Genomic DNA, 24,257 nt, shown 5'->3' on the forward strand with positions numbered 1-24,257 from the left:
GATCAGTTACTCCGCGGGTTCGACCAGCAGTCGCGAGCGCATCTCGAGGTGGAGTGCGCTGCAGAAGAACGCACAGTACATCCAGTAGACCCCCGGCTCGTCGGCGGTGAACGTGACCTCGCGCGTTTCCTGCGGTGCGAGCTTGATGTTGATATCGTACTGGGGAATCGCCAGCGAGTGCAACATGTCGGGGGTCTCCTCGACGTTCGTGACGGTAAACGTCACTTCGTCGCCCTCCTGGACGGTCACGTCGTGGAAGCCGAACTGGTTGCGGACCGAGTGCATCTTGACGTGGACCCGGCCGTCCTCGCGGATGATGTCGGTGTCTTGTGCGCTGATGAACTCCTCTTCGTAGTCGTCGGGGTCGTAGATCGATGCCGGGTCGAGCTTGTCCGCTTTCACCATCGAGGCGTCGTGGGGCTCGGCGTACGCCGGCGTGTCCTTGACGAGTTTCATCCCTTCGTCGTCGTCTCCGATGTAGATCAGCTGGTCGTTCTCCGGGTACACCGGGCCGACGGGGAGGAATCGATCCTTCGAGAGCTTGTTGAGACAGATCAGCCAGTCACCCTGCGGATCGGCCGTGTACGACTCGGCGGCGATCAGGTGGCCCGGATTGTAGTGGACGTCGATCTTCTCGATCACCGGATCTTCGGAGCCCATCTCTGCTTCGATGGCCGCTTCGATGTCCCACTTGACGACCTGCGAGTCGACGAACAGCGTCGTGTAGGCGTGGCCCCGCCCGTCGTAGGCAGTGTGCAGCGGCCCCATACCGAGTCGGGGCTGGCCGACGATCGCATCGTTCGAGTCGTCTACTTCCGCGAGCCGTTCGATGTCGATGATCGTCGCGGTCGGATCGAGTTTGCCGCTGGCGATCGCGTACTCGCCGTCGGGCGTGACGCTGACCCCGTGTGGACTCTTGGGCACGTCGAGGTAGTGGACGATGGGATCCGAGCCGTCGTTGAGCGAACTGTCCTTTCGGCCGTCGACGACCGGGACGCCGTTTACCTCTTCGTACTCGCCGGCGTCGACGACCTCCTCGATCGCGGGCGTGTCGAACGCCTTGACGTAGTCCGTCTCCGAACTCGACATCTCGCTTTCGGTGACCGCCTCCTCGCTGTTGTAGCCGGTCGAGAAAAACCAGCGGCCGTCCTTACCGCCGTCGCCGTTGTCCATGTTGCCGTCGACGAGCACCTGCCAGACGACGTCCATCGTCTCGGGATCGATCGCCGAGAGGACGGACGTGTACGCGCTGGGATCGTCGAGGTCGCGGCCGTCGTTGGGCATCGGGACGCGGAACTCGCCGACGCCGAAGATGAGGTCCGTGTCGGGCAGTCGGGCGCAGGCACCGTGTACACCCTGCGTGTTCGGAATGTCGACGATGGCGTCCGTCTCGAAGTACTTCAGGTCGATCCGGGCCATCCGGCCGTTGGCCTTGTCGTTGACGTAGGCGAATCGGCCGTCGTAGTCGTTGTTCGTCTGGCTAAGGCGCGGGTGGTGGGTGTCACCCCACGTGTAGCCACCGGCGTTCTCGAGCATCTCGCTGGTGCGGTCATCGTGACCGTAGCCGCGGGCGCTCTCCTTGTTGAACACCGGAATGCGCATGATCTGGCGCATCGACGGTACGCCGTAGACGCGGATCTCGCCGGAGTGACCACCCGAGAGGAACGCGTAGTAGTCGTCGTGTTCACCGGGTGGAACGGTCGCGTCGACGTCCGATGCGGATGCGAGATCGTCGTCGTCGAGGAGGCTCGTACAGCCGGCAAACGCCCCCATCGCACCGGCAGCTGCACCCGCTTTCATGAAGTCGCGGCGGGGAATGCGGGCGAACAGCGGATCTCGATCGTCGCTCGATTTCGACTCGGTCGGCGTCTGGTTGCCGGAGTGTGTATCGGTCATGGTCCTGAAAGATGTCGGAGCGTGCTCGTTTGCCGAGCCGATCCGATCATCACAGATGGTACTCAGAACTTCCGGCTATTAGTGGGGTCCAGCAATTCCTACGGAGTGGAAGAAGGCCCGAACGGGTTCGCCAGAAAGATGGAGTGGGTGTAATCGGCGAGGTTGTTTCCGGTGGATAGTGACGAACGAAAAGACGCGCACTGGTTGTCGATACCCGTTCCCGCTCGAGTCGCGAGTCGGCCGCGACCGTCCGTCGCCGGCGCGGTTACTCCGATCGGAAGATTCGATAAGCGCCCTGTCCGGTCGCGACTTCGCGCGTCTCCCCGTCCGGAGTCGTGCTCTCGACCATGATCTCGCTGACGCCGACGCTGCCGCCGACGCGGATGACGTCCGCCGTCGCCACGAGGTTCCCCGTGGCGGGCCGAAGGTAGTTGACGTTTAGATTGATCGTCGCGATGCTGGCCCCGAACGGTTCCTCCATCTCCGTTCGGAGTGCGAGCCCGCCTGCCGTGTCGATCAGGGTTGCGGCGACGCCGCCGTGGAGGTCCGCGCGGTGACTCTCGGGCGCGTTCGGGCGCGTGTTGCTCAATTTCTCGTCGTACGGAAGCGAGAGCGTCATCGTCCCCTCGCCGACGTCGTCTACGCGCGTCCCGATCCACGAAAGGAACTCCTGGTGATTGTCGATGAAGTACTGGAGCAGACTCTCGAGGTCCTCGAACTCCTCCATCATCGACTGCATCTCGTCGGTCATGCCCTGTGATCCCACAGCGATGCTCTTTACGGCTACGTTTCTCGATTGTCACGTTGTCGAACGTTGATTTGGCTCGAGGGCGTCGTTTCCCTATGACCGACGGTCACGACGCCGGCGACGGTCCCGAGTACGACATCGACTTCCGGGAGCGGCCGGACGCCTACGAGATCGGGCGCGGCGAACAGGGCGTGTTCAAGGTCGAACCCTACAAGAGCGAACTCCTCCCGCTGTGGTCGTACGTGGACGAGGAGGCGGCCCGCGAGTCCGCCGAGGCGATCTACGAGCGGTACGAACGCTACCGGGAGGACGACGACTTTCCCGGAATGGACATGGCCCGAAAGTACCTCCAGATGGGGTACACGCGGGCGATGCGCTACGCGAAGTATCCCGGTGGCAAGAAGTACGACAGCGACGGCGAGCGCGAGCCACAGCAGTGGGCCGACCCGGAGAAACGGGCGGCGGCGCTGGTCTTCGAGGAGTACTGGGAACGCGTCCGGGAGGACGACGGCTACCAACGCGCGAAGGAGCGCCACCGGGAGCGCCGTCGATCCGAGTGACCTCCCAAACTCAAAGACCGGTTTCAGTCTACAGAAGGTGTTTATCGTCCGCCTACGGGGAATCGTATATGCCCGCCGATAGACGAACCGTCCTGGCGTTGACCGGTGCCCTCCTCGCCGGCGCTGCCGGCTGTACGAGCAGCGACGACACTGATACCGATGCCGACCCCGACGAATCGGATCCCGTGACGAACGACGGCCCCCTCGAGGGGAACGACGCCCCCGAGTTCCCGCAACTGGACCTCGGAACCGATCCCGACCTCGAGCCGGATCTGCTCGCCCGGCAGATTCGCGGCAACGTCGCCTTCTCGTTCGATCTGCTCACGCAACTCCGCGACGACGCCCCGGACGAGAATCTGTTCTACTCGCCCTACAGCGTCTCCGTGGCGCTAGCGATGACCTACGCCGGCGCCCGCGGCGAGACGGCCGCCGAGATGGCCGACGCGCTACGATACGAACTCGAGGACGGGAACGGAGACGGGGATAACGACCTCCACGCCGCCTTCGGCGCGCTCGAGGGCGAATTCGAGCGGCGAAACGCCGACGGCGAGGAGGTCGACGCGCCGGAGTGGGACGACGAGGAGCGCGACGACGAGTTGGGGTATCAACTTTCGAGTGCGAACGCCGTCTGGATGGACGAGGAAAACGCCACGAGCGACGACTACCTCGAGTTGCTCGCGGCCTACTACGAGGCCGGCGAGAACCTCGTCGACTTCGCGGGCAGTCCCGAGGAGGCCCGAGAAGAAATCAACGCGTGGGTCGAGGAGGAAACGAACGACCGGATCGAGGACCTCTTGCCCGAGGGATCGATCGACGGCTCGACCCGGCTCGTCCTGACCAACGCCGTCTACTTCCTCGCCGCGTGGGAGCACGACTTCGACCCCGCAGCGACGGAACCGGCGACGTTCACGAGCCTCGACGGGAACGAAACCGACGTCGAGATGATGCACCAGACCGCGGAACTACGCTACGCCGAGATCGGCAGCCATCAGGTGGTCGAACTCCCCTACGCCAACGAGGACACGAGCATGATCGTCGTCCTCCCCGCCGAGGGCGAGTTCGAATCGTTCCAGGCGTCGCTTTCGGTCGATCGACTGGCGACGATGCTCGAGGAACTGTCCCGGCCCCAGGTCGACCTCGCGCTCCCCAAATTCGGAATCGAATCGAAGTTCAGTCTCGTCGAGATCATGCAGGAGCTGGGAATGGAACGCGCCTTCGGCCCCGGTGCGGACTTCAGTGGGATGGTGGACGGAAACGGAAGCGGGCTGTTCGTCGACGATATCATCCACCAGAGCTTCGTTGAAGTCGACGAGGAGGGAACCGAGGCGGCGGCCGCGACGGCGGTCGTGATGGACGAGTCCGCGCCGCCGGAGCAAGTCGAGATGACCGTCGATCGCCCGTTCCTGTTTTACATCCGCGATCGGCCGACCGAGACGCCGCTGTTCGTCGGTCGCGTGGTCGACGGGGAGACGCTGCAATTAGAGTGAGGGGCAACCTCAATCGTCGACGTTCTCGGCCGGGAGCGGCTCCTCGAGGTCATGCGCCCCATCGAGGCCGCCGTTCGCCACCGCGTGCTCGAGCAGCGACGCGAGTTCGTCCTGCTGGCAGTGGAGTTCGTCGTACCGATCGAACAACCGCTCGATATCCGCGAACACCGGGTCCGGGAGGTCGCCGTGCTCGAGTTGCATCACCGGCTCGTCTTCGGATCGGTGGACCGCCTTCGCGGGGATACCCACGATCGTCGAGTTCGGCGCGTGGGACTCGAGCACCACTGAGTTGGCACCGATCTTCGAATTTCCACCGATCTCGATGGGGCCGAGCAGCGCCGCGCCGGCACCGACGACGACGTTGTCGCCGAGCGTCGGATGGCGTTTCGTCGCCTCGAGTGACGTTCCCCCGAGCGTGCAGCCGTGGTACAGCAGTACGTCGTCCCCGATCTCGGTCGTCTCGCCGATGACGACGCCGGAGCCGTGATCGATGAAGAATCGCCGGCCGATCGTCGCCCCTGGGTGGATCTCGATTCCGGTTAGCCACCGCGAGACGTGGGAGACGAAGCGCGCGGTCGTGGCGAAGCCGCGGTTCCAGAGTCGATGGGCGAGCCGGTGACACCAGATCGCGTGCAGGCCCGGGTAGCAGGTGAGTACCTCGAGCGTCCCCTTCGCCGCCGGGTCTTTCGAGAACGCCGTCCGGACGTCCTCGCGGATTCGTTTAATCACCGATCTCACCCGACAGTTCGATCGAGCAGTGCCAATCCTTGGTATCGCCACAGGTGGCTACGACGGTAATCGACTCGAAGGGCTCGATCGAATTCATCGGACCGAGCCGAGGACCGATCGGTCAAAACCCATCGCGTCACTGTGTCCATCACATCGACGAGAACGTACAGTCCCGCCTCGCTCGGCAGATGACGTCCGTCCAGCGTTCTGAGCCACATTATTCGTTACTCTCGTGGATACACTCTTCATCTCCCGTCCGGAATCTCATTCATTCACACCACTACGCAGTAGGCCCAGAGATGAAATAACCTGATCACCTGATGGACAATGGTTGGCTGTCTTCGACTGATAGGGATTATCGTAGCCGTCGGAGGTTTCGAAGCCTCGACCGTCTACCTGTATCTCGGATTCTCGTGAGAAAACTACGAACTCCTACGATAATCCCTGTAAATGGCAACGAGCGAGGAATGACAGTCGGAGCAGCGGTTCCACATTGGAAAATGGATTGGAGTACGACTCTCGAGATCGACTGATACGAATTGCTGTACCGATCCACCGGTACAACCGCCGCCAGCGTCGCGGTTGTGCCGAAAATGACTGACAGCAAACCGTATGAATCACTCCGGTTCAAGCGTCGTCCGTGTTCGCTCGAACGATGGGTAATGTAGTCGACCGTGAGGTCGGCTACTCTTCGGCCTCGGGTTCTTCTTCGTCTTCCGGTTGAACGGCCACTCCTGCATCAGCTTCAACCGCCGTAGTGACTTCCACCTAGGCGTAGTTCTCCGCACACCGGTTCGGATTCTCCTGTCCGCCTGCACTGACGATCGCACTACCCTCCGGCACCTCGAAGCAGTACACGGCGTCCCAGTCACGGACCGCTGGGTCGTTCCGGTTGGATTCGGTATTGGTAGAGCCGGTCTGGGTGACTCCGTTTGCATCGACGTACGTCACAGAGGTGCCCTGTGTATCGGAGCACACCTGGCTGCAGCCGTAGAAGTTGACTCGTCCCTCTCCACCGTTCCCGCACCTGAAGAACGAAACGTTACTGATATCCTGACCAGTGGGAGAGTTAACAGTTATCTGACCATTGGTTCCCGAATAGCTGACCGGGTAGCAACACGTCGCGACTTTGACGGCGACGCTGTCGAACTCGGCGGCTGATTCGGGGACACTGATAGTGACGCTCTGTCCTGACGCGTCGACTTTGGCCAAGAAGTCGCAACTCGGGTGTGCACATTGACACATGTCGTCTCCCGTCCCGGCACTACATCCCCCCTCCGCACAGGCCTGCTGCGCTGTGACCGCTCCGGGGAACACTCCCCCAACGGCCGCTGTCGCGCCTATCGCTTTCATTACCGATCGCCGGTTTGGACTATACCGGTCGGGCGACTCCTCGTCTACTGATTTGAATTCGTCCATTGTTATCACCGAAAACCGTCGATCGAGCGCATGCGAGCCCTGTCGCATCTCTACGTTAGAAGGTCGGCTTTCACTGTAGAGTAGGCTCACAAGCCGGATAATGGTAGAACCTTGTCCATCAGGTGTTGTGCGCCACAGCGGAATAAATTCGAGATCGCGACCCGATTCGACGTCGACGCTCGAGCGAGCATCCGCGTCGATAACTGCTGATCTCACTCGTGCACCCCCCGGACTCCGCGATAACCGGCAGCCTCATACGGATTGCTGTACCGACGTACCGGCGCAATTGCCGCCCGGATCGCGGTTGCGCCGGAAATGGCTGACAGTAAACCGTACCAGTACCGCGTTCTCGCCCGGCGTGAACCGTTCCCGCGCTGTCTTTTTGTAGTAGCTACTGAAAGCCAATTCACGCCTGATCGCACGACAGCTGTGCGATCAACCCGTATCGGTGCTCAAAACGTTTGGCGGTGGTCATCCGATACAGCAAACCTTGTAGATCAGGTATCTCGGTTATACGCTTGCTGGCAGTACTAACGAACAGAAATCCGACCCGTCGTCGTGACCGCTTTTCGGGGCCAACCGGACGATAGTGCGTCCGATCGGTCCGATGACGGACGACGGGTTCCGGAGAACGCGGTCGCCGACCTGTCGGCACACCGCGGGAGCATACTGTAATGACCATCGCACACTCACTCGAACCGATTCGCCGACCCGAGTACACGGGCGAGAACCGCTGCGTCCCGTGTACGGTCCTGAATGTCCTACTTGCCGCCGTCGTGAGCGCGGCGATCGGCCTCGTCTCGCCCTCGCTGATGGCAGGCTCGTTCGTCGCCTTCCTCGGAGCGATCTACCTCCGCGGGTACCTCGTGCCTGGGACCCCAGAACTGACGAAGCGGTACCTCTCGGAGCGCGTCCTGGCCCTGTTCGGGAAGTCCGTGATCGACGACCCGATCGCCGCGCTCCACGGAGACGAGATCGATGCCGAAGCCCTTCTACTGGAAGTGGGCACGGTGATCGACTGCCCCGACGGCGACGACCTCTGCCTCGAGCCGGGATTCCACGACGCGTGGATCGATCGAATCCGGCGGGAAACCGCGGCCGACGACGTCGTAAGGGCCTTCGACGTGACGGCCGCAGGCGGCGAACTCACGCTCGAGGACCGCGAGCACTCGTTCGTCGTCGAGGCCGGCGGGATTCCGATCGGCTGGTGGGAGTCCCGCACTGCGTTCGTCGCGGATGTGGCCGCCGGCCGTGAACTGAAGCGGCGCTACCCGGGGTGGAACGACCTCGAGAACGCGGAGCGCACTCGCGTGCTGGGTTCGCTGCGGGTCTTCCTCGAGCACTGTCCCACTTGCGACGGCACGCTCGAGTTAGGGACCGAAACGGTGTCCTCGTGTTGTTCCTCGTACGACGTCGTTGCGCTGGCCTGCACCGACTGCGACGCGCGCCTGTTCGAGTTTGACGCCGGGGCGCTCGAGGCGTAGCGCGATCGATTTTCACAGGTTGCGAGTCGGCCATTATACACTCGGCTCCTAGTTCAACCGTGTCTCCCGCGTAGAGAGTACCGTGATGACGTACGAGATACCGCTGTTTATGATGCCCGGCGGCCCGGAACTGCTGATTGTTTTCTTCATCGCCGTTCTGCTGTTCGGATCGGCTAAACTCCCGGGACTGGCCCGCGCGGCCGGCGAATCGATGGGCGAGTTTCAGAAGGGACGCGTCGCGGTCGAGCGGGAACTGGACGAAATTCGGCGCGGGTCCACAACACAGTCGACGATCGACGACAAACCGTCTACCGACGCCGCGGTCGCGGAACCGGGTTCCGAGCCGTCGGTCGACGCTGCCGACTGAAGGGTTTTTGTACAAAATTGAACGCTGACTAACGTTTTCAGCAGCCTCGAACTGCCACCGGACGAGCTACCTACCGAATCAGAACGCTCACCGCCACTCCGCGAGTTCGACGGCGGTGGTCGACTCGAGCCACTGCGTCGACGGTCGCCGAACGCTACAGAGAATGTAGGACCCTCCCGACATCATGTACAGCTCGTCCACACTGGTTCGGCGCGGGTTCTCCGCCCCGCGGTTCGTTCGCGCTCGGCCGCCGTCTTCGTTCCGTTCGGACACGTTCGTCACCTTTCTATCGAGAGTATACGTCCGCTATGCGGGTAACTCGAGAACATGACAGGTAATGGCCGTTCGGACGGAGGCATCCGTCGGTACCCAACACGCCGGTCAGTCGTCGACCGAACTCGCCGCCAGGAGCGTGTGTCGCGTGAGGTTGGCGATGCCCCGACGGAGCCGTTCGGTCACCGCCTGTGAGGAGATATCCAGTTGCTCGGCCAGTTCGGCCGTGGTACACCGACGAGGAATGTCGTAGTACCCCCGTTCGACTGCGAGCGAGAGCGCCTCCTGCTGACTGGCCGTGAGTCCGTACTGGGGCTCCTCGCCCGGTTCGCTTCCGTGATAAATCCGCTGAACGTGAAAATCGAACGGTCCGGCCTCGACGGCCCGTCTGAACGTCGACAGGTGCTGGTGGTGTGAAAACCTGACGACGAACTCCCAGCGATCCCGTCGACAGACGGCGCGTAAAATGTGTCCGTTCGCGTCGCGGATCGCGCCAAAGATGGCGTCACTCGAGTCGTCCCAGTCGAGAGCGACCAGCGTCGCCCGCCCCGTCCGTTCCACGACGTCGACTGCGATGACGGTCGATCTGTCGCGCAACTGGTCGACAATCGGGTCGACGTCCGCCGCGTGAATCCAGAAGAACGGTACCGATTCGGACCGGGTCGGAACCAGCGTCTCGAGTTCGATCGTCGGAGACTCGTCGGAACCGGCCTGCGACACGGCTCCGAGTTCGCAGGCTGTCGCCGGAACGTCGAACGTGAGTATAACGGCCATTCCAATGCGCGAGAGACCACCACGTCCGTACGCAAAAGCATGACAGTCAATATCACATAGCGCCCACCCAAGATTATCTCGAACAGACCGTTATTCTAACCGACTCGCCGCGTTCGAACCCGTGATCCGGACAGATCAGTTTCGCCCCGAAGTCGGCGTCTCGAGCGCAGAACAGCGACAGACCGGTAATCGCCTCGCCGTTCGCGGTGACGACCACGTCGTCCCACTCGATCGTCCGACCTCGAGCGACGCCGAGTCGGTCGCCGTTCAGCGAGACGGGCGTCGGTTCGCACTCGAGCGCCTCGGCTCGGCCGTGAACCCCACCGCCGTCGTAGTGCGGGAGCCCCCCGTCGAGGACCCCGCCACCGTCGGAGCACCGCTTCGACGAGGATCGCCTCGTTTTACTCGGCTCACCGCCGTCGGCCCGAACCCCCACGAACGTCTCGCCCGGGTCGGGATGCGTCGGCGCGTCGAGAACCGCGTAGGTCTCGCCAGTCGAAACGACGGTCCCGGTTCCGTCCCACTCGAGCGGCCGAATCTCGACCCCGAGTTCGAGCGGGAGCGAACCCGACGCCCGGTGGGGGTTCTGATCAGCCCGCCGAAAGCCGACGTGGAGGTGGTTGTCGACCCACGGCGCGAAGAAACCGGCGCGGACGAGTTCGCCCAGCGACTCGCCGCGTTCGACCCGCTGGCCGGCCTCGACTGCAGGCTCGACGTGGAGGACGCGGGCCGTCAGCCCCTCGAGCTCCGCGGGCCCGTCGCACTCGAGCAGGATCAGATGATCGTGCTCGGGCGCGTACGGTTTCGGCGGTGCCCGAACGGCTCTGGTCTCGAGGACGGTCCCAGAGACGGGACTCGGAGCGACCGTCGTGCGCCCGTCCCGAAGCGTTCCGGGATACAGGTCGATCGCACAGCCCTCGTCGTGGGCGGGGTACGGCGAGTTGTACAGCGAGAAGCGCTGGTACTGGGCCAACACTGCCTCGGGAAGCGTCGCGGCCATCGGTTGTCAGGTTCGTCTGTGCGACGAGGGTGTTTAGGTCCGTCGGGAACGAGTCCCAAACGATGCGAGTTATCCGCGGGCGCGCGGCAACAATCGAAGCCGATCGCGACCTCAGTCGACAGCTCCTCTCGTTCGCCGCCGACGGCGACCCCGCAGTTCGAGTCTGGACGCCACACCGTCAGGTCGCGTTCGGCCGCCGGGACCGACGGCTCGAGGGCTACGACCGGGCCTGCGAACGCGCCCGCGAACGAGCGTTCCCGCCGGTCGAACGCGATGTCGGAGGCCGCGCGGTCGCCTACGACGGGGAGACGACACTGGCCTTCGCCCGCGCCGAACCGGTCGCGGACTTCCGACGGGGCACCGACGAGCGGTACGAGCGAGCGACGAACGCCATCGTGGACGCGCTTCGATCCCTCGAGGACGACCTCGAGCCGGTCCGCGGCGAACCGTCGGACTCGTTCTGCCCAGGGACGCACTCGCTCTCGCACACGCGCGAGGGGGACGGCGAGGAGCCGGAACGAAAGGTCGTCGGCATCGCCCAGCGTGTCCGTCAGGACGCCGCCGTAACCGCAGGTATCGTCCTCGTTGCTCGGCGCGAAGAACTGACGGCGACGCTCGAGGACGTCTACGGCGCGCTCGAGGTGCCGTTCGATCCCGAATCAGTCGGTACCGTCGCGGGCGGCGGCGGCCCGTCGGATCCCTCGGTCGTTCGATCCGCGCTCGAGGACGCCCTCGTCGGCGAGAGAGCGGACGTGACGATCGAACCAGTTAGCGAGACGTACGGAAACAGCGACGCAAACGAGAGGAGATAACGTTTTTCGTCTCGGTGTCATCGGAGTCGAGTATGCACGCTCGAGTGCGACCGAACGTCAACGCGGAGGGGGACCGATGACGTCGAATCTGGAAGACGCGCGCTGGACGGAACTCCTCGAAGACACGACGGCGATCGCCGAGGAGTACCGAGAGAACGGCTGGGACGCCGTGGTTCTGGATCCCGAGGCGGTTTCGCCGGTCGAGAACGAGGAACGGACCGGGTTCGACGTCCGGGTTTCGGCGGACGAATACGAACTCGTCGAATCGCTGATCGAACGCGGGGACGTCGCCGTTACTGCAGCCGACGTCTACTATCGGCCGCCCGAGTCCGACGACGAGCCGCGGATCGCGCTCGCCGTCGAGCGCGACGAGGACACCGAAACCGCCGTTTTCGTCCCGCTGACTTACGACCTCGCTGAGTCCCGCTCCGTCTTCGAAACGGCACTCAAAACGGAGGAGCTCCTGTTACACGTCACGACCGAAACGGACGACGCCGACGGCTGGGTCAGCTTTTCCCACGAGGATCCGTCGCTGTTCCTCGAGGAAGCGGACGTTCGCGGTTGGTTCGACGAAGCGTAATCGGCGGCTGCTCGAAACGTTACTCGTCTTCGTCCTGTTCGCGAAGTTCCTCGCTGGCCTCGCGAACCTCGCGCATCACGCTCGAGATCCGCTCTTCGGCCTCGAGTTCCTCCTCGACGGTGAGGTCGACGCCTTCGACTTCCAGCAGGAACTTGGCGACCTCGGTCGACTCGTACATCACGTCGTCGAGTTCCTCCGCGGTGAAGAAGTCACACATCGCGCCGTAGAGGAAGGTTGCGCCGGCCTTACGGACTTTTTCCTCGAAGGAGGACCGGGCCTGATTGACCGCCTGTGGCGTGTAGGTGTCGGTCATGAATGGGACGAGTTCGGGCAGGTTCTCGCCGATCTTGGTCATCTCGACGCCGGTCTCGGTCCGGAAGTCCGAACAGAGCCGAGCGATGGCCCACTCGCGAGCGGTGACGTAGGTTCGGTCTCGCAGGAACTCGTTGACTCGATCGTACTGCGCGCCGTCCATCTTCGTAAAGCGAGCGTACTTCTGGACGTCCTCGGGGACGTCGCTTTCCTGGGGGTTGGGGTCGGGAACGCCCGGCATCGAGCCGTCCGTGTCGGTGTCGGTGTCTGTGTCAGTGTCGACATCGGCGTCATCACCGTCAGTCGTCCCGGTATCATCCGTCGTATCGGCGTCATCCGTCTCGAGTTCCGGTTCCGGTTCCGATTCCGACTCGGGCTCCGCCTTCGCCGCCGATCCTGCGTCCGGTTCGGAAGCGTCTTCGACCTCGGCTGACGCAGCATCGTCGGCGTCGAATCGAGACGCGTTCAGTCCGTCCTCGTCCATGGCCGCGTATTACCAGCAACCCGAGATAAACGTTGTTCTCGAGCGTTTTTCCGCGCGCGGTTTCCGTCTCGATGCGATGACCACCTGATCGAGTACGGCACCGAGTACGGCGGTTCGAGGGCGAACGCACCGATCGGCGCGATCGTAAACAGTTCACCTATGTCCGGGAGTTCTACCGGATTTAAGTTCGTGAGGGACCTGCGATAGTGTATGTCACAGACGCCAGTCGTGGTGAAGGCTGTACGGACCCCGCAGGGGAAAGAAGACGGCGTGTACGCCGACGTCCGCAGCGAGGACCTCTCCGTCCCGCTGATCGACGAAATCCTCGCGGAGACCGGCCTTTCTGGTGACGATATCGACGACCTGATGTGGGGCTGTGCCCAGCAGCGCGACGAGCAGGGGAACAACCTCGCTCGCGTCATCGCGTTGCTCTCCGAGCTGGGCGAAAGCGTCCCCGCGACGACGATCAACCGCTGGTGTGCCTCTTCGATGCAGTCGGTCATCTCCGCTTCCGACGCCATCGCAGCCGGGAACCGTGACGCCATCATCGCCGGCGGCGTCGAGAGCATGAGCCGCGTCCAGATGGGCCAAAACACCGGCAACGTCCACCCGCGAATGGCCGAACTCTACAACATCGGCGAACTCCAGATGGGAATGACCGCCGAGAAGGTCGCCGAGGAGTACGGCGTCAGCCGCGAAGAACAGGACGAGTACGCCGCCCAGAGCCAGCAGCGAGCCCAGGAAGCGACCGAAGAGGGCCGCTTCGACGACGAGATCGTCCCGATCGAGACCGAAGACGGCACCGTCGAGGAAGACGAGGGCATCCGTCCCGGCACGACCGCCGAAAAACTCGCCGAGTTGCCGACCGTCTTCAAGTCCGACGGAACCGTTACGCCCGGCAACGCCTCCCAGATCTCCGACGGTGCGTCCGCGCTGCTCGTTACGAGCGAGGCCTTCGCCGAGGAACACGACCTCGAGATCCTCGCCGAAGTCGGCATGAACAACGTCGCCGGCGTCGACCCGACCGTCATGGGGATCGGCCCGGTACCGGCGACGAAGGGCCTGCTCGAGCGCAACGGCCGCGACATCGACGACTACGATCTGGTCGAACTCAACGAGGCGTTCGCCAGCCAGTCGCTCTACTCCCGGGACGAGCTCGGTGTCGATCCCGACATTTTCAACGTCAACGGCGGCGCAATCGCCATCGGGCATCCGCTGGGAGCCTCCGGTGCGCGACTGCCGGTGACGCTGATTCACGAACTCCAGAAGCGCGGCGGCGGGCGCGGGCTGGCGACGCTCTGTGTCGGCTTCGGTCAGGGTGCGGCGATCGAGTTCGACGTCAACTAAGCCGTTCGATTTCCGCTTTTTGCTCCAGGTTTTGCGAGCGAGGAGCACTGCGACGAGTGAGACAAAAGGTGGTCGTGCTAGGGTTCGGCGATCGAGTTCGACGTCACCTGAGGCAGAAACTAGTCTTCCGTATTTTCACGCCGCAGTTCTCACCGGACGCCGACAACGGCTCCGTGCGTGATTCCGACCGAGCGCACAGCCCGCTCGAGGCGACGCGTATTTCGACTGTTCGATCTGGCCCGCTGCACACCCACGGACCAACTGTTCTATGGTTGCACCTCGTAGGCCAAGTATGGAGCCAACGCCACTGGACAGGATCGACAAACGGATCCTACACGCCCTGCAGAACGACGCCCGCAGTGTCACCACGACGGAACTCGCCGCGGATCTCGAGGTCTCGCCGAGTACCGTCAGCAATCGAATCGAGCACCTCGAGCGCGACGGCATCATCACCGGCTATCGTGCGACCGTCGACTACGAGAAGGCGGGGTTTCCGCTGCAAGCCGTGATCGTGGGGACGGCATCGATGTCGGACCGCGAGACGGTGGCGAAGCAGGCCTGCACTGTCCCGAACGTCGTCAACGTGCGCGAACTGATGTTCGGCGAGGACAACCTCCTCGTGAAAGTCGTCGGCGAGACCAGTTCCGATCTCACCCGCGTCGCCAAAGCGCTCACCGAACTGGGCGTGACGGTACGGAAGAAGATCCTGATCAGCGACGAACGGTTCGAACCGCTGACCGCGTTCGAACCTGAGTCGGAACTGGTGATACACGATCCGTGATGCGTCTGTGAATGTGCGACCGAGACGGCGACCGCGTGCAACGATTCACAGAACGTGGCTCTTGTCCATCACGAAGTGATATATAGCCGACAGCAGTTGGTCTATCCGATGCTGTGTACCCGAGCAGCGTCACCTATGACGACAAAAAATCAACGGACCATCGGAGACGATTCCTCGCTGGACAGTGGCCGACGGGTCCCCGACGATCGTCCGTCGGTCGAGACGCTGCTCGAGGTGCTCGTCGATCCGGGACGTCGGCAGATCCTCGAGACGCTGCGGGGAGGAACGGACGGGCAGTTCATCGATAGTTTGCTCGAACCCAGGGGAGAGCCCGGACGCGACGAGCAGCCACAGAGACGGTCCGAACTACGGGCGGCGCTCTATCATCAACAACTCCCCAAACTCGAGGACGTCGGGCTGGTCGAGATTGACTGGGACCGGAAGCTGATTTACTACCGACCGGACGCTCGCGTCGAACGCCTGCTGGATACCGTTTCGTCGGTTGCGACCGAGTGGGAACCGGTCGAACAGCCGCGACCGACGACTCGGAGCCGTGACGTCGTCGACAGCGTTCGCCGACTGGTCCGTTCGCTCGGCCGGAATCGGTGAGCGAGGAAGAGCCGAATCGAACGAGCGATCCCTCGACGCGGTACGCGCAAATCGTTCGACCGACGACTGGAACCCGTCGCGTGGCGGGCCGTTTTGTACCTTCGAGCCGTAGTTGTCGTATGAGCACGATACTGCTGGTGGCGATCGTGGGGATTCCGCTCGCCTGGCACGTCGGCCTCACTGCAGTTACCTACTACGACGCCGGACGGGTCGGTCTGGAGCCCCCGAAGAAGTGGGCGGCGATCACGTTCTGTATCCCGATCTTCGGCTTCTTCATCTACCTGTTCGAACGCAGCGAGCTGTCCTACGAGCCGGAGAACGATCCCTACCGAGGAAACAACTACAACATACACCCCTCACGAGCCGACGACGCGCCGCTGCCGTCCCGGGGCGACGACCGACCGGATCCCGACGGCGACGACTGGGATGCGAAGCGAGACGGTGACGACGAGTGGGGAGACCCACACGGCAGTTGGGGCGAACGCGATACCGACGAGCGGAATCGGTAGGGTGATCGATCGCTGCGCGCCCCGACTCGCTCGGAGCCAGCCGACAAAAAGACCGACCTGGTACAGCCGAACGGTAATCCCTCCGTCGCCGAATCGTTCTGTTATCCCGCGGCGGCCATCATCTCCCCTCGCTGTCCCCCCGCGCCGCGGGTGTCGGTTTTTCGAGTGAACCGTCCGAACGCGAACGAGCCCTGGCCGAGTGAACATCGATCTGGTCGCAGGTGCAAAAAAGAACGTCGATACCGTTCAGTACGCCTGACTGGCCCGCGATACGTTTCATACGGCTGCTCTACCGAGTTACCGTGCAACCCACGGCGGCCGCGGGCGCGCCGGTCTGACTACAGTAAACCGTATCAGTCGTCCGCGGGCGCGCCGGTCGATCCCGCGTCGAACCGGTCGGCCGGCACCGTCCCGTCATCGTCCCAGCCGCGCTCCTCGTAGTACTCCGACAGACCCTGGTCGAAGTCCGGAATCTCGTAGGGCAGCGTGTCGTCGCCGCGGTCGAAGCCGCGCTGATTGTTGAAGTGGCGCTCGAGGGAAACGACCTCGCCGCCGAGTTCGAGTAGGTCCTCGTAGTCGGCGTCGAGCAGCGTCTCCATGCGGTCGTTGGTCACGAAGTCCCGCGAGAACTTACAGAGGACCGCGCTGTCTTTGATCACGTTGATGTTCTCGAGTTCGACGACCTTCGGCGGTTTGCCCTCGAGGCCTTCCTTGTCGAAGGCGTCGTCGGCGTCGACCAGCGGGTACTCGTAGGGGTAGAACTCGGCGTACATGTGGTCGGCACCGCGGTTCGAGGTGGCGAAGGCGAGTCCCTGTCCGTTCAGGGTCCGGCCATCGTGAGCGGCGAACTCCATCCCCTTGACGGACCAGTTCTCGACGCCCAGTTCGTCGTGGATGCGGTCGATACCCTCGGCGAGCGTGTCGCCGACGCCCTCCCGGTGGGCGATCTTCTCGACGAGGTCGTGGATGAGCTCTGCGTTGCCGAACTCGTCTTCGCTCGCGAGGTAGGCAGCGACGGTGTCGCCGGCCGAAATCGTGTCCAACCCGTACTCGTCGCAGAGCTTGTTCGACTTCATCAGGTCGACGATGTCGTCGATACCGGAGTTCGAACCGAACGCCATGAGCGTCTCGTACTCCGGCCCCTCGGTTTCGAGTCCGGACTCCTCGTCTCTGGTCGGCAGTTTGCAGGCGAAGGCACAGGCCGAACAGGTCCCTTTCTTGTACTTCTTTTCTTCGACGCGGTCGCCGCTGATGCCGTCGAGCCCCTCGAAAGAAAGCTCCGAGAAGTAGTAGCTCGGCAGGGCTTCGACCATGTTCGCGTACTCGGCGACCGAGGTGGTTCCCTGCTGTTTCATCGGATGCTCGGCCTGAGCCGCCTCGCCGTGGATCTCCATCTGGAGTGACGGGATTTCGACCTCCTGGGTCGAGTCGCCGTCGAAGGTAATCGCCTTGACGTTCTTCGAACCGAGTACGGCACCCAGTCCGCCGCGGCCGAAGGCGCGCTCCTCGGAGGTCATGATCGAAGCGAAACGAACCTGGTTCTCACCGGCGGGTCCGATGACGACGGTGTGTTCGTCCTCGAGACCGTGTTCGTCCTCGATGTACTCGCAGGTCTCGGGGACGGTCGCTTCCTCGAGATCCGGCACTTCCTCGAACTCAACGCCCTCGTCGGTTACGTGCACGATGACGAGTTCGTCGCTTTCGCCGGTGATCTCGACCGCGCTGTAGCCCGTGCCGGTGAAGTTCCGCGAGAGGAACCCGCCCGCGTTCGAGGAGAGCAGACCGTCCGTCAGCGGCGAGACGCCCGTCGCCGACATTCGGCCGGTGAAACTCATCGTCGAGTGCTGGAGCGGCCCCGTCGCGAAGTAGAGGCGATTGTCGGCACCCAGCGGATCAACGTCGAACGGGACTCGGTCGTGGGCGAGTTTGGTCGCGAGCGCACGCCCGCCGAGGTACGACTCGAGCAGCTCGTCGATCGCTTCGGTTTCCGCAGTCCGTTTCCCAACGTCGACCGTACACAGCGGTCCTCGTACGTGTTTCATATGAGACGTAGTGGCACCCGACGCTGCAAAATGGTACCGGTTCCGGTCGTCTGCACGAAACGTTCGGCTGTCATGAGTACAGTATGGGCAACAACGCCACGGCGGTAGTCGAATCGAGCAGCAATCCGTCAGCGCCGGTCGGACGGTTCCGGCGAATTTTTGAGCGTCGTCTGTGAGAGACGTGGTGTGTCACGCGCAGAAGCAACCCCTGACGAGACGACGATCGACGACCTCTACGAGCAACTGGAGACGCTCGAGGAGACGGTCGACGATCCCGACGAGCGAAAGGAGGTTCGTCGGACGATGAAACTGGTCAACCGGCTCTCGCACAACGGGATGGTCAACCGGGTAATCACCCAGTTTACGGGGAAGGACAAAGCGGAGGCGTTCGTCGGGAGCGTCGTCATCGGGATGCCGCTGCTCGTCGAGGACGGCGTCATCGAAATCGGCGAGTTTCTCGCGGAGACGCCGGCGTTTTTCGTCGCGAACCTCGCGCTCGCCGTCGCGCTGGTCGTCGGCATCCTCTACGTCGCCGACTTCCGCGACGTACAGATCCACAACCCCTACTTCGGCGTGGTACCGCGCCGACCAGTGTGGGTGCTCGGAATCGCGTTCGTGACGGCGACGGCGATGATGACGCTGTGGGGGCGGGTTACCTGGGACGAACCCTGGGTGAACCTCTGTCAGGTGTCGGTGATCTTCACGGGGATGGCGATCGGCGGCTCGCTGGGTGACATTCTGCCCGGCGAGAGTTGAGAGCCATCGGCTCTCGGTAGGCATTGATCGGGCGGGTGCTTACTCCGACGGTTCCAGTTCCGGAACGCCGTCGTCCGGCACGTGGCTCTCGTCGTCGAGGACGACCTCGAGTCGATCATCCTCGATCAGTCGGTCGATCTGGTCGTGGGTGAATCGGCCGTCACACTCCTCGCCGACGACCGTCACGAATCGCTCGGTTCGTTCGACGACGGTTGCCAGCGAGTCGCCGGTTCGGTAGTGGTACCGAACCGTCGTTCCGGGGTGGAGAGCATCGGCGGTGGTGCGCGTGTACCGCCAGCGGGGACGAACCATACCGGAGCACATTCGGTGGATACTATATCTCTTCTGGAACAAAAACCGAGTAACGTCGAAGCATCGACCGCCGCCTTCTCCGCGTCGACGAAAATCGCTCGTCACTCGAGTCCGTCGCCGTCGCCATCGCTGGCGAGTTCGCGCAGGCGATCGACACCCAGTGGCGGCCCGCGAACGAGCAGCGTCTCGTCGGACGCACACGCGAGGTCGTCAGTCGGATCGAACGTCCATCCGTCGCCCCGGCGGATCGCGAGCACGACCACGCCGGATCCTTCCTTGAACTCGTGCTTTAGACGGTCTGCGTAACGACGCACTCGAGACCGACGACTCCGTCGCTATCGCCTCGATCGACCGTCTGCCTCAGGTCCGGAGTTCGACGTACTCCCCATCGATGACGCAAACGTCGACGTCCTCGATCGAGAACATCACCGACCCGTTGCGCGTTCCGGTCGTCGTATCGTCGAACAGCGCGTCGACGCTCTCCGGATCCACGTACTCGTAGAGCGGGCCGTGGGCGCTGACTCCGTCATCTTCCAGCGCCTCGAGCACCCGAACGACGGCGATCGACGGCTCTTCGTGTTCCTGTACCTCGGCGCGAACCGTCGGCTCCGTGAACGAGTGTGAGTCCTCACGCATCGAAATCAATCGGGAACGTTCCGACGGCCAAATTAGTCGCCAGAACGCCGTCAACGACACCATTAGTGAATCAACGTAGTCAACTGCCCCGCGCACGGTGGCGCGGGGCTTGTCAGTGAACTCGACCTCAACCGACCGTAGTTAGTCGGACGGGACGAATCCCCGGTTCGGCGTCACCGTTCCTGACTTCAGGGCGAGTTGACTGTCGCCCGTCCGCCGAGACGACTGTAGGCCCCGACGGACATACCGCCACCCAACATTCTTCGCACCCACGTAATCCGCATTCTGAGTCGCACCACACGACTCACACTCAAACTCCGCCTGTCGAACCCGGTTCCCCTCGCTCGTGTGACCACATTCGGGGCACCGTCGACTCGTGTTCTTCGGGTCTACAAACTCGACGCTAATCCCTTCGGCTTCGGCCTTGTACTCCACAAGGTCAACGAGTTGGCGGTGCGCCCACTGGTGAAACTCTTTGACAGGCGGCGCACGCTCTCGAATATGCTTCAGATTCTCGAACGCGATGTACTCGCAGTCGTATGTTCGTGCTTCTTCGAGAATCTGGTTAGCGACTTGATGGAGCTGGTCACGGAGATACCGTGACTCCCTCCCGCTCATCTGCTGAATCGTCCGATGGGCTGATTGTGTACCGGTCTGTTGAAGGTTGCCGCGAATCCGCTCGAACTCCCGGTGCCGGTGCCTGAGTTCTCTCCCCGATGCGAAGTACGCTGTGCTGGTGGTGGCAATGTTGACGATGCCGAGGTCAACGCCGAGAACTGTCCTGTCCTCGTCGTCATCCTGTCTTTCGACCTGTTTCTCGGGCTTGTCTTTGCGAAACCCGAGATGGAGGTAGTATTCGCCATCACGCTTTGATAACGTAGACTCTGTTACTTCCCATTCATCATCGGTGAGGTATTCGTGTTGATACCCGTCTTCTTCGTCAGGGAGGTTCAGGTCACACCGAATCCGACCATCGACAGTGGAGAGCGACACAGACCCGTCATCGAACAGCGTCATCGTCCGGGTGTCGTATTTCACCGTGTTACTGGTGAACTCTGGTCGGGACGTTTTGTAGTGTTCGTCGAGGTCTTCGATTGATTCGACACCATCAAGTGCGGCTGCGGCTTGGTGGGTGGCGAGAATCGCGTGCTGACTCCCGAGACGTGTTTCCTCCAACACCGTGTCGTAGGCGAGGTCTTGGAGGTAGGTTTTCCGCGTCTCACCGTTTTCCCATCCGATGCGGCTGCTGATATTGCAGGCAGTTTTCCACTCGCTGATGGTGGCGTCGAGCAAGTCCTGTTGCTCGGTGGTGAGGATGGGGCGGGTGATTGCGGTGCGTCTCAGGTAGTCGTCTGCCACGAGTTTCAATAGATGGTGAAGGTAGTTAATAGTTCGTGGTTTGTGGCAGTGAGTGTCGGCTTCAACCCCGCCCACGGTGGGGCGGGGAATCCGCCTCGCTACCTAGTTTGAAATTGTGGTCCGCGTTCGAGGACCGTGACCGAGAGGGGAAACAGTTGTGGACGGGACGGCGGACCTACGCCGACTCGTCCTCGTGGCGCATCACCGTCTCGGAGAGCAGGCGGTCGAGCCCGCGGTTGATTCGCCCCGCTACCGCCGCGTCCGAGAGGCCCAGTTCCTCGCCGACCTCCTCGAGCGTCGTCTCCTTCGGATTCTCGAAAAACCCGGATTCGAAGGCTGTGGCGAGCGCTGCGACCTGTTTCTCGGTCAGATCGTACTCCATGGACGGGCTGATCTCGAGTTGCGTGTGCAGCCGCTCGAGGACCAGTTCGAGATCGAACTCAGCGACGAGTTCCTGGAACCGTTCGATGCGCTCTTGCTCGCGAAAGCGGATTTCGAACGTCCAACTATCTCCGGTTCCGACCGCCTCGAGGAGCGTCGCCTCCGATTCGCGGATTGCCTCCCCTAGACCGTCGGTCGACCCGTCCCAGCGGACCCGGTAGAGCCGACCGCCCTCCACCTGCTCGATTTCCTCCAGTCCCGTGACTGCCGGATCGTCCCGAATATCGGCCTCGATCGAATCGAACGCCCCGTCGCTCCAGACGAACACGAACGGGAACAGACCGCGGTGGGTCGGAACGATGCTTTCCAACTCGAGTCGAATGTTCGAGTGTTTCTCGAGGACGGCACCGACGGAAAACTCCGACGCGGGGAGGCTGAATTCGGCGACGAACGTCATACCGCTCGAAATATGGGGATCGGTCGGATAAGGATTCGGCCAGCGATAGACGCCGACCGGAGTACAGTGAGACGCTAACTACCGCGGGCCCGCCTCGAGTGGTCGTCCGCGGGCCCGCCTCGAGTGATTGGTCCTAAGCGTCCGTGTAGATGCGATCGACGCGGTCCTCGAACTCCTCGAGAATCACGCGGCGTTTCTTCTTCATCGTCGGCGTCAGCATCTCGTTCTCCTCGGTGAACTCCCGCGGTACAAGTTCGAACTGCTTGATCGTCTCGTGTTTCTCGAAGTCCTCGTTGACGCGGTCGACTTCCCGCTGGATGTACTCGCGAACGCGCTCGTCGTCACACATCGCTTCGGGATCCTCGGGAAGGTCGATCCCCTCGCTCTCGGCCCACTGACGGATGTGGTCCGTGTTAGGGACCAACAGCGCGCCGATGAACTTCTCGCCGTCGCCGACGACCATCGCCTGCTCGACGATCTCGCTGGCCGCGAACCTGTCCTCGATCGGGCCGGGTGCGACGTTTTTCCCCGTCGAGAGGACGATGATCTGTTTGACGCGGTCGCGGAACTCGATGTAGTCGTCGGGGCGCATGTGGACGATGTCACCGGTACGGAACCAGCGGTTGCCATCCTCGTCTTCAGTGAAGGCGCCCTCGGTCGCGCCGGGTTTGTTCCAGTACCCTTTGGTAACGTTCGGCCCCTTGACGAGGAGTTCACCAACCTCGCCGGGGTCGTCGGTGAACGCCTCCTGGTCGGCGACCGATTCGTCGACTCGCAGGTCGACCCCCGGAAGTGCCGGCCCGATCGTCCCGATCTTGACCGCTTCCGGTGGGTTCGTCGTGACGACCGGCGAGGTCTCGGTCAGCCCGTACCCCTCGTAGATGGGGAGTCCCATCGCGTGATAGAGCTGGCAGAGCTCCGGCGAGAGACTCCCGCCCCCGCTGATCAGGAGTTCGATCTCGCCGCCGAGTGCCTCCCGAACCGTCGAGAAGACGAGTTTGTCGGCGAGCGACCGTTTGGCGTTCAGAATCGGGCCGGGCGAGTCCGCCGTCTGGTACTCGACGCCGACGTCCGTCGCCCACTCGAAGATCCGTTCTTTGACCGACGACTCGCTGGCCTGCTCGCGGATCGCGTCGTAGATCTTCTCGTAGACCCGCGGCACGCTCGTCGCCGTCGTCGGTTTGACGAGGCTGAAGTCCTCCTGGAGCGTCTCCGAACTCTCGGCGTACGCGACGCACGCGCCGGTCGCAAACAGCACGAAGTGACCCGCCGTTCGCTCGAAGACGTGCGCCAGCGGCAGGTACGACACGGCCTGCGATTCCTCGTCGAGCGCCGGCACGTCGTCGGGTTTGTCCGGTCGCGGCGCGAACCGTTTCCGAACCGCGTTCACGTTCGATCGGAAGTTCCAGTGAGAAAGCTGGACGCCCTTCGGCTGACCCGTCGTCCCGCTCGTGTAGATCAGGCTCGCCAGATCGTCCAGATCGGGCCCATCAACGCGCTCTTCGTAGGCCTCGAGATCGAACGTCTCCTCGCCCCGGTCGTAGACCTCCTCGAGCGTGTAGACGTCGTCGCGGTCGTCGTAGCCCTCGAGTTCGTCCATCGAGACGATGAACTCGAGATCGAGTTCGTCCTCGACTTCGAGGACGTTCTCGAGTAGCTCCTCGTTCTCGACGACGACGGCGGAGGCGTCGGGGTCGTCGAGCAGGTACTCGACCTGACTCGGCGAGGAACTCGTATAGACCGTCGTGATGACGGCACCGACACCGAGCAGCGCGAAGTCACACTGGGCCCACTCCATGCGCGTGTTGGCGAAGATACCGACGCGGTCGCCCTGTTCGACGCCGAGGTCGTGAAACCCGGCCGAGAGATTGCGGACGATATCCCGCATCTCGGTGTACGAAAGCGTCCGGAACTCCCCGGGCGTTGCGGCCGGAATAACCGAGTCGGTCAGCGATCGATCGTAGATACCGCCCTTGTACTGCTGTGCTGGCCGGTTCGCGTTCCGTTCGACGGCATTTTCGAACATCCGTCCGAGCGTCGTCTCCCCGATTACCTCGTCCTCGTACTCTCGTTCGGCGTCCCACCAGTTCATATACGTGTGACAGTACCTCCCGCGCGATAAAACGTACTGAAACGGAAATCA

General features: G+C 62.8%; 25 protein-coding genes and 1 pseudogene. 11 read left to right on the forward strand and 15 right to left on the reverse strand.

Going from position 1 to position 24,257, the window contains the following annotated elements:
- Positions 1-6: 6 nt before the first annotated feature.
- Complete coding sequence (gene nosZ / locus GS429_RS14245; RefSeq protein ID WP_160066035.1) at positions 7-1,896, reverse strand: TAT-dependent nitrous-oxide reductase; 1,890 nt, start codon at positions 1,894-1,896, stop codon at positions 7-9.
- A gap of 265 nt (positions 1,897-2,161) precedes the next feature.
- Entirely contained in the window at positions 2,162-2,647 is a 486-nt protein-coding gene (locus tag GS429_RS14250; protein ID WP_160066036.1) for a PaaI family thioesterase, read from the reverse strand.
- Positions 2,648-2,739: 92 nt separating this feature from the next.
- On the opposite strand from GS429_RS14250, the gene GS429_RS14255 reads away from it, so the two are divergent.
- Together GS429_RS14255 and GS429_RS14260 are read left to right on the forward strand one after the other, a co-directional pair.
- Positions 2,740-3,204, forward strand: coding sequence for a DUF4385 domain-containing protein (locus GS429_RS14255; RefSeq protein WP_160066037.1), 465 nt, complete (start codon positions 2,740-2,742; stop codon positions 3,202-3,204).
- A 68-nt stretch (positions 3,205-3,272) separates the two neighbouring features.
- Entirely contained in the window at positions 3,273-4,691 is a 1,419-nt protein-coding gene (locus GS429_RS14260) for a serpin family protein (protein ID WP_160066038.1), read from the forward strand.
- A gap of 183 nt (positions 4,692-4,874) precedes the next feature.
- Here the strand turns inward: GS429_RS14260 and cysE are convergent.
- Together cysE and GS429_RS14270 are read right to left on the reverse strand one after the other, a co-directional pair.
- Positions 4,875-5,420, reverse strand: a pseudogene (gene cysE, locus GS429_RS14265) (serine O-acetyltransferase); the annotation flags it as partial.
- A gap of 768 nt (positions 5,421-6,188) precedes the next feature.
- A complete protein-coding gene (locus GS429_RS14270) occupies positions 6,189-6,839 on the reverse strand; it encodes a hypothetical protein (RefSeq protein WP_160066039.1) in 651 nt (216 codons plus the stop codon).
- A gap of 674 nt (positions 6,840-7,513) precedes the next feature.
- Here GS429_RS14270 and GS429_RS14275 point away from each other — a divergent pair.
- Complete coding sequence (locus GS429_RS14275; protein ID WP_160066040.1) at positions 7,514-8,323, forward strand: DUF8054 domain-containing protein; 810 nt, start codon at positions 7,514-7,516, stop codon at positions 8,321-8,323.
- An 85-nt stretch (positions 8,324-8,408) separates the two neighbouring features.
- A complete protein-coding gene (locus tag GS429_RS14280) occupies positions 8,409-8,690 on the forward strand; it encodes a Sec-independent protein translocase subunit TatA/TatB (protein WP_160066041.1) in 282 nt (93 codons plus the stop codon).
- Between the two features lie 87 nt (positions 8,691-8,777).
- Here GS429_RS14280 and GS429_RS14285 read toward each other — a convergent pair whose 3' ends face one another.
- The 3 genes from GS429_RS14285 to GS429_RS14295 form a co-directional block, all read right to left on the reverse strand.
- Complete coding sequence (locus GS429_RS14285; RefSeq protein WP_160066042.1) at positions 8,778-8,963, reverse strand: hypothetical protein; 186 nt, start codon at positions 8,961-8,963, stop codon at positions 8,778-8,780.
- 108 nt (positions 8,964-9,071) lie between these two features.
- Positions 9,072-9,737, reverse strand: a complete 666-nt coding sequence (locus GS429_RS14290; RefSeq protein WP_160066043.1) for a helix-turn-helix domain-containing protein — start codon at positions 9,735-9,737, stop codon at positions 9,072-9,074.
- 73 nt (positions 9,738-9,810) lie between these two features.
- Positions 9,811-10,737, reverse strand: coding sequence for a DUF8155 domain-containing protein (locus GS429_RS14295; protein ID WP_160066044.1), 927 nt, complete (start codon positions 10,735-10,737; stop codon positions 9,811-9,813).
- Positions 10,738-10,799: 62 nt separating this feature from the next.
- Between GS429_RS14295 and GS429_RS14300 the strand changes: the two genes are divergently transcribed.
- Complete coding sequence (locus GS429_RS14300) at positions 10,800-11,549, forward strand: lipoyl protein ligase domain-containing protein (protein ID WP_160066045.1); 750 nt, start codon at positions 10,800-10,802, stop codon at positions 11,547-11,549.
- Positions 11,550-11,625: 76 nt separating this feature from the next.
- Positions 11,626-12,129: a DUF7529 family protein gene (locus tag GS429_RS14305; RefSeq protein ID WP_160066046.1), complete on the forward strand. Its 504-nt coding sequence runs from the start codon at positions 11,626-11,628 to the stop codon at positions 12,127-12,129.
- 19 nt (positions 12,130-12,148) lie between these two features.
- Here GS429_RS14305 and GS429_RS14310 read toward each other — a convergent pair whose 3' ends face one another.
- On the reverse strand, positions 12,149-12,925 hold the full coding sequence (locus GS429_RS14310) for a DUF5806 family protein (RefSeq protein WP_160066047.1): 777 nt from the start codon (positions 12,923-12,925) through the stop codon (positions 12,149-12,151).
- Positions 12,926-13,135: 210 nt separating this feature from the next.
- On the opposite strand from GS429_RS14310, the gene GS429_RS14315 reads away from it, so the two are divergent.
- From GS429_RS14315 to GS429_RS14330, 4 genes are all read left to right on the forward strand, one after another.
- A complete protein-coding gene (locus GS429_RS14315; RefSeq protein ID WP_160066048.1) occupies positions 13,136-14,272 on the forward strand; it encodes a thiolase family protein in 1,137 nt (378 codons plus the stop codon).
- A 292-nt stretch (positions 14,273-14,564) separates the two neighbouring features.
- A complete protein-coding gene (locus GS429_RS14320; RefSeq protein WP_160066049.1) occupies positions 14,565-15,053 on the forward strand; it encodes an Lrp/AsnC family transcriptional regulator in 489 nt (162 codons plus the stop codon).
- A 135-nt stretch (positions 15,054-15,188) separates the two neighbouring features.
- Entirely contained in the window at positions 15,189-15,662 is a 474-nt protein-coding gene (locus tag GS429_RS14325; protein WP_160066050.1) for a DUF7344 domain-containing protein, read from the forward strand.
- 119 nt (positions 15,663-15,781) lie between these two features.
- Positions 15,782-16,171 (forward strand): hypothetical protein, encoded by a 390-nt coding sequence (locus tag GS429_RS14330; RefSeq protein ID WP_160066051.1) that lies wholly within the window; start codon positions 15,782-15,784, stop codon positions 16,169-16,171.
- Between the two features lie 353 nt (positions 16,172-16,524).
- Here the strand turns inward: GS429_RS14330 and GS429_RS14335 are convergent, their stop codons facing one another.
- Entirely contained in the window at positions 16,525-18,213 is a 1,689-nt protein-coding gene (locus GS429_RS14335; protein ID WP_160066052.1) for an aldehyde ferredoxin oxidoreductase family protein, read from the reverse strand.
- Between the two features lie 186 nt (positions 18,214-18,399).
- Here GS429_RS14335 and GS429_RS14340 point away from each other — a divergent pair, with 186 nt between their 5' ends.
- Complete coding sequence (locus tag GS429_RS14340; RefSeq protein ID WP_328821403.1) at positions 18,400-18,969, forward strand: DUF2391 family protein; 570 nt, start codon at positions 18,400-18,402, stop codon at positions 18,967-18,969.
- Positions 18,970-19,008: 39 nt separating this feature from the next.
- Here the strand turns inward: GS429_RS14340 and GS429_RS14345 are convergent, their stop codons facing one another.
- From GS429_RS14345 to GS429_RS14370, 6 genes are all read right to left on the reverse strand, one after another.
- Positions 19,009-19,281, reverse strand: a complete 273-nt coding sequence (locus GS429_RS14345; protein ID WP_160066054.1) for a hypothetical protein — start codon at positions 19,279-19,281, stop codon at positions 19,009-19,011.
- A gap of 101 nt (positions 19,282-19,382) precedes the next feature.
- Positions 19,383-19,595, reverse strand: coding sequence for a TrkA C-terminal domain-containing protein (locus GS429_RS14350; protein ID WP_235920814.1), 213 nt, complete (start codon positions 19,593-19,595; stop codon positions 19,383-19,385).
- 46 nt (positions 19,596-19,641) lie between these two features.
- The gene (locus tag GS429_RS14355) at positions 19,642-19,917 is read right to left on the reverse strand and encodes a HalOD1 output domain-containing protein (RefSeq protein ID WP_160066055.1); all 276 of its coding nucleotides are present in this window, start codon (positions 19,915-19,917) and stop codon (positions 19,642-19,644) included.
- Positions 19,918-20,058: 141 nt separating this feature from the next.
- Positions 20,059-21,276 carry an RNA-guided endonuclease InsQ/TnpB family protein gene (locus GS429_RS14360; RefSeq protein WP_328821404.1) on the reverse strand — a complete coding sequence of 406 codons (1,218 nt, stop codon included), beginning with the start codon at positions 21,274-21,276 and terminating at the stop codon, positions 20,059-20,061.
- A 175-nt stretch (positions 21,277-21,451) separates the two neighbouring features.
- Positions 21,452-22,114: a helix-turn-helix domain-containing protein gene (locus tag GS429_RS14365; protein WP_160066057.1), complete on the reverse strand. Its 663-nt coding sequence runs from the start codon at positions 22,112-22,114 to the stop codon at positions 21,452-21,454.
- Between the two features lie 133 nt (positions 22,115-22,247).
- The gene (locus GS429_RS14370; protein WP_160066058.1) at positions 22,248-24,206 is read right to left on the reverse strand and encodes an AMP-dependent synthetase/ligase; all 1,959 of its coding nucleotides are present in this window, start codon (positions 24,204-24,206) and stop codon (positions 22,248-22,250) included.
- Positions 24,207-24,257 lie beyond the last annotated feature (51 nt).

Origin of the sequence: Natronorubrum halalkaliphilum (assembly GCF_009834785.1) — an archaeon.
Lineage (GTDB): Archaea > Halobacteriota > Halobacteria > Halobacteriales > Natrialbaceae > Natronorubrum > Natronorubrum halalkaliphilum.

Coding starts and splice junctions, on each gene's coding strand:
- nosZ (WP_160066035.1), bottom strand. CDS start 1,896: ATGACCGATACACACTCCGGCAACCAGACGCCGACCGAGTCGAAATCG.
- GS429_RS14250 (WP_160066036.1), bottom strand. CDS start 2,647: ATGACCGACGAGATGCAGTCGATGATGGAGGAGTTCGAGGACCTCGAG.
- GS429_RS14255 (WP_160066037.1), top strand. CDS start 2,740: ATGACCGACGGTCACGACGCCGGCGACGGTCCCGAGTACGACATCGAC.
- GS429_RS14260 (WP_160066038.1), top strand. CDS start 3,273: ATGCCCGCCGATAGACGAACCGTCCTGGCGTTGACCGGTGCCCTCCTC.
- GS429_RS14270 (WP_160066039.1), bottom strand. CDS start 6,839: ATGGACGAATTCAAATCAGTAGACGAGGAGTCGCCCGACCGGTATAGT.
- GS429_RS14275 (WP_160066040.1), top strand. CDS start 7,514: ATGACCATCGCACACTCACTCGAACCGATTCGCCGACCCGAGTACACG.
- GS429_RS14280 (WP_160066041.1), top strand. CDS start 8,409: ATGACGTACGAGATACCGCTGTTTATGATGCCCGGCGGCCCGGAACTG.
- GS429_RS14290 (WP_160066043.1), bottom strand. CDS start 9,737: ATGGCCGTTATACTCACGTTCGACGTTCCGGCGACAGCCTGCGAACTC.
- GS429_RS14295 (WP_160066044.1), bottom strand. CDS start 10,737: ATGGCCGCGACGCTTCCCGAGGCAGTGTTGGCCCAGTACCAGCGCTTC.
- GS429_RS14300 (WP_160066045.1), top strand. CDS start 10,800: ATGCGAGTTATCCGCGGGCGCGCGGCAACAATCGAAGCCGATCGCGAC.
- GS429_RS14305 (WP_160066046.1), top strand. CDS start 11,626: ATGACGTCGAATCTGGAAGACGCGCGCTGGACGGAACTCCTCGAAGAC.
- GS429_RS14310 (WP_160066047.1), bottom strand. CDS start 12,925: ATGGACGAGGACGGACTGAACGCGTCTCGATTCGACGCCGACGATGCT.
- GS429_RS14315 (WP_160066048.1), top strand. CDS start 13,136: ATGTCACAGACGCCAGTCGTGGTGAAGGCTGTACGGACCCCGCAGGGG.
- GS429_RS14320 (WP_160066049.1), top strand. CDS start 14,565: ATGGAGCCAACGCCACTGGACAGGATCGACAAACGGATCCTACACGCC.
- GS429_RS14325 (WP_160066050.1), top strand. CDS start 15,189: ATGACGACAAAAAATCAACGGACCATCGGAGACGATTCCTCGCTGGAC.
- GS429_RS14330 (WP_160066051.1), top strand. CDS start 15,782: ATGAGCACGATACTGCTGGTGGCGATCGTGGGGATTCCGCTCGCCTGG.
- GS429_RS14335 (WP_160066052.1), bottom strand. CDS start 18,213: ATGAAACACGTACGAGGACCGCTGTGTACGGTCGACGTTGGGAAACGG.
- GS429_RS14345 (WP_160066054.1), bottom strand. CDS start 19,281: ATGGTTCGTCCCCGCTGGCGGTACACGCGCACCACCGCCGATGCTCTC.
- GS429_RS14355 (WP_160066055.1), bottom strand. CDS start 19,917: ATGCGTGAGGACTCACACTCGTTCACGGAGCCGACGGTTCGCGCCGAG.
- GS429_RS14365 (WP_160066057.1), bottom strand. CDS start 22,114: ATGACGTTCGTCGCCGAATTCAGCCTCCCCGCGTCGGAGTTTTCCGTC.
- GS429_RS14370 (WP_160066058.1), bottom strand. CDS start 24,206: ATGAACTGGTGGGACGCCGAACGAGAGTACGAGGACGAGGTAATCGGG.